The 4120-nt window shown below is 66.2% G+C and carries 4 protein-coding genes; all 4 read left to right on the top strand.

All coding sequences use genetic code 11. The features are described 5' to 3' along the window. Positions 1-604 (top strand): WS/DGAT domain-containing protein (locus ACLQI9_RS09885; RefSeq protein WP_442391595.1); only part of this gene is annotated, 604 nt, incomplete at its 5' end. Between the two features lie 231 nt (positions 605-835). Continuing rightward, positions 836-2089, top strand: coding sequence for a formate-dependent phosphoribosylglycinamide formyltransferase (purT, locus tag ACLQI9_RS09880; protein ID WP_442391593.1), 1254 nt, complete (start codon positions 836-838; stop codon positions 2087-2089). Between the two features lie 81 nt (positions 2090-2170). Then, positions 2171-2587 carry a rhodanese-like domain-containing protein gene (locus ACLQI9_RS09875; RefSeq protein WP_442378446.1) on the top strand — a complete coding sequence of 139 codons (417 nt, stop codon included), beginning with the start codon at positions 2171-2173 and terminating at the stop codon, positions 2585-2587. Further along, positions 2584-3804, top strand: a complete 1221-nt coding sequence (locus ACLQI9_RS09870; RefSeq protein WP_442378447.1) for an O-succinylhomoserine sulfhydrylase — start codon at positions 2584-2586, stop codon at positions 3802-3804. Before ACLQI9_RS09875 ends, ACLQI9_RS09870 begins: the two co-directional genes overlap by 4 nt. Positions 3805-4120 lie beyond the last annotated feature (316 nt).

The following is a 4120-nucleotide window of genomic DNA, read 5'->3' as shown; positions in this document are numbered from 1 at the left end:
CGACGTGGTGCTCGCCATGTGCGCCGGGGCGCTGCGCAGCTATCTGACCAGTAAGGGGGCGCTGCCGTGGGCGCCGCTGGTGGCGATGGTGCCGGTCTCGCTGCACGGCACCCGGCCCGAGGGCGGCCGGGGCGGCACCACGGATGCAGGGAACAAGATCGGGTCGTTGACATGCGGGCTGGCCACCAACTTGGCCGACGCCGGCGACCGGCTCGCGGCCGTGCAGGCCGGCATGCGCGACGGCAAATCCGCGCTGGCCGCGCGCAGTCAGCTGCAGGTCCTCGAGATGAGCGCGCTGGGGGCCGCACCGCTGGCGCTGGGCATGCTGGTCGGTCACCACAGGCTGTTGCGCCCGCCGAACGTGATGATCTCGAACGTATCCGGGTCCCCGGCGCCGCTGTACTGGAACGGCGCCCGCCTCGACGCCCTCTACCCGCTGTCGATCCCGGTTGCCGGTCAGGCGCTGAACATCACCTGCACCAGCACTGACGATACGATCGCGTTCGGGCTCACCGGCTGCCGCCACGCCGTCCCCGGGCTGGGCGCGATGACCGGGCACCTCGACGACGAACTCCGCCTGCTCGAGTGCGCCGCGGGACTCTGACGACTCACACGCTTGTCATCAGCCCAAAGGTTGGGTGTCGCGCCCACAAGCCGCGGAGACCCCACCTCCAGGTCCAGCCCGTGCAGCACCGCTCGCAGCGCCTCGTCGTCGATGCGCTCGGCATCCACCTCGGCCGGATCGCCGTTCGCCGCCCTTCCCGTGAGCCGCCCTATCCTTGAGCAGCGTGCAGCAGTGCGTGCAGCACAGTGACTGAGGGAGAAGGTGAAACCGGTGGCCGAGGGCGTGCCGCAGGACGAGTCAACTCGCGGAAAGCGCGAGCAGCCGCCGGCCCACCAGCTGCACCGGACCACGGTGATGCTGCTGGGCTCGGGAGAGTTCAGCCGCGAGCTGGCGCTCGCCTTTCAGCGACTCGGCGCTGGAGTGATCGCGGTCGACCGGTATGCCGATGCGCCCGCGCACGGTGTCGCCGATCAGTCACTGGTGGTCAACATGACCGACACCGACGAGCTGGGCGCGGTGATCAGGCGGTTCGAGCCGAATTTCGTGGTGACGGCATCCGACGTGGTCGCCACCGACGCGTTGATTGTCGCGGCCGAAGCCGGTCTAGCCGAGGTTTTCCCCACCGCCCGCTGCGCTCGGCTCACCGCCGACCGGGAGGGACTGCGCCGGCTGGCCGCCGACGAGCTTGGCCTGCCTACCGCCCCATTCTGGTTCGCGGGATCGCTTGACGAGTTGCGGGCGGTGGCCGATCACGCCGGCTACCCGCTGCGGGTGCAACCGGTGGCCGCGACGGTCGGCGCGGGGCAGTCAGTCGTTCTGCTACCGGCCGACATCGAGACGGCCTGGCAACGTGCGGCGTCGGCCGGTGGTCGGCTGGCCCACAACCGGGTGTTGGCCGAGACCCTCGTCGAGATCGACTTTCACGTCACCCTGCTTACGGTGCGCAGCGTTGGACCGACGGGGCCCACGATCGAGTTCTGCGCCCCGATCGGACATGGTGAGGCCATCGGTGACGTGCAGGAATCGTGGCAGCCGCAAGACATGAGCGTCGCCGCGTTGGACACTGCCAGGTCGATCGCCGCCCGTATCGTCAAGGCGCTGGGCGGGCGCGGCGTGTTCGGGGTGGAGCTGATGGTCCGCGGCGACGAGGTGTACTTCAGCGATGTCACGGCCCGGCCCTTCGAGAGCGGTCTGGTCACACTGCGCACCCAGCGGCTTTCGGAATTCGAACTGCAAGCCCGGGCAATCCTGGGCCTGCCGACCGACGCCATCATGATTTCGCCGGGCGCCGCGGAGGTGATCTACGCCGGCCATGACGGGTCCGGCCTGACGGTCCAGAGCTCAAAAGCCGTCGGCGTACTGGCCGATGCGCTGCGGGTGCCGGAGAGCGATGCCCGGGTGTTCGGCCGTCACGAGCCCGAAGGGCGCCGCCCGTTGGGCGTGGCCGTTGTTACTGCCTCAGACGTGAGCACTGCGCGTACCCGCGCCCGGGAGGTGTCGGCGGCACTGCGCAGGCTCTGGTAGACGCTGGTGAAGTCCTTGCCCGGCGTTCCGCGCCAGCGCCCACCAGTGGCTCTCCCAGTCAGGTATGCGACACTCACGCGGGTGAGCTACGCAGGAGATATCACACCGGAGCAGGCGTGGAAGCTGCTCGGCGAAAACCCCGAGGCGGTGCTGGTCGACGTGCGCACCGACGCCGAATGGCGCTTCGTCGGGGTGCCCGACTTGTCCAGCCTGAACCACGAGGTCGTTTACATCGAGTGGAACAGCGTCGACGGCGCGCGCAATGAAGAGTTCGTGGCGGAACTGGCTGAACAACTGCCGGCCGCCACCGGGGACCGGCCGGTGATTTTCCTGTGTCGCTCTGGCAACCGCTCCATCGGTGCAGCCGAGGCCGCGACCGAGGCGGGTATCGCCCCGTCGTACAACGTGCTGGACGGTTTCGAAGGACATCTCGACGCCGACGGTCATCGCGGCGGGGTCGGTTGGCGCGCAATCGGATTGCCCTGGAAGCAATCATGAGCGCCGCGCGCTCGGTCCGCACGCCGGAGCCGCTGCCCGACGGTGTCAGCCAGGCCACCATCGGAGTGCGCGGCGGCATCTTGCGGTCGCAGTTCGAAGAGACTGCCGAAGCGATGTATTTGGCGTCCGGTTACGTCTACGACACTGCCGCCGCTGCCGAGCAGGCCTTCGCTGGCGAGATCGACCGCTATGTCTACTCCCGCTACGGCAACCCGACGGTCACGATGTTCGAGGAACGATTGCGGTTGATCGAGGGCGCGCCGGCGGCGTTCGCCACTGCGAGCGGGATGGCGGCGGTTTTCACCTCGCTGGGCGCGCTGCTGGGCGCTGGCGATCGGCTGGTCGCCGCGCGCAGCTTGTTCGGCTCGTGTTTCGTTGTGTGCAATGAGATCTTGCCGCGCTGGGGGATCGAGACCGTCTTTGTCGACGGCGATGACCTATCCCAGTGGGAGAAGGCACTTTCCGTGCCGACCCAGGCGGTGTTCTTCGAAACGCCGTCGAATCCGATGCAATCGCTGGTCGACATTGTTGCGGTCAGCGAGCTCGCTCACGGCGCGGGGGCAAAAGTCGTGCTGGACAACGTCTTTGCGACCCCGCTGCTGCAGCAGGGTCTTCCGCTCGGCGTCGACGTAGTGGTCTACTCGGGCACAAAACACATCGACGGGCAGGGCCGGGTGCTGGGCGGCGCGATCCTTGGGGACAAGGAGTACATCGACGGCCCCGTGCAGAAACTGATGCGGCACACCGGGCCGGCGATGAGTGCGTTCAATGCCTGGGTAATGCTCAAAGGCCTTGAAACACTGGCGATTCGGGTCGATTATCAAAACGCCTCGACGCAGCGAATCGCCGAGTACCTGGAGGGGCATCCGGCGGTGAGGTGGGTGCGTTATCCATTTCTGGCGTCGCATCCGCAGTACGACTTGGCCAAGCGACAGATGTCAGGCGGCGGTACGGTCGTCACCTTTGAACTCAACGTGCCCGACAGCGCGGCCAAACAACGAGCCTTCGAGGTGCTGGACAAGCTGCGGGTAATCAACATTTCCAACAATCTGGGTGATTCAAAATCCCTTGTCACCCATCCGGCGACGACCACCCACCGGGCAATGGGACCCGAAGGGCGCGCCGCTATTGGCCTGGGCGATGGCGTGGTCCGAATCTCAGTCGGCCTGGAAGGCACCGACGATCTCATCGCCGACATCGATCAGGCGTTGCACTGAAGACTGGCAGCATTCTCACAGCATTTTAATCTGGTCGGTTACTCCCGTTTCGGTTATCTGCGCTGCGCGTTATCACGTTATTTACCTGGCCGTTTCCAGCTTTTTCCGGCGGGTTTGGTCTTTAAGAACCTTTAGTGCGATGGTCAAAGTGCTCGGTACCGTGAGTTAAGGCGTGTATGGCAACATAAGGCGCCGATATCGCTGCCGGCTGAACAAACACGCCTGATTGCGCTGCGCCAGATATGGAGAGACCAGAGTGATTTCGTGCATTCGCCGCCCGCGGACGTCGCCTCATCCGTTGACCCGCGATTTTCTC

Origin of the sequence: Mycobacterium sp. (genome assembly GCF_052143115.1) — a bacterium.
Lineage (GTDB): Bacteria > Actinomycetota > Actinomycetes > Mycobacteriales > Mycobacteriaceae > Mycobacterium.
The sequence above is the reverse complement of the archived record's forward strand: the minus strand, read 5'-3'. Positions and strand labels throughout refer to the sequence as shown.

Bases quoted from the DNA above. Each gene is read 5' to 3' on its own strand.
- ACLQI9_RS09870 (WP_442378447.1), top strand. From the start codon at position 2,584: ATGAGCGCCGCGCGCTCGGTCCGCACGCCGGAGCCGCTGCCCGACGGT.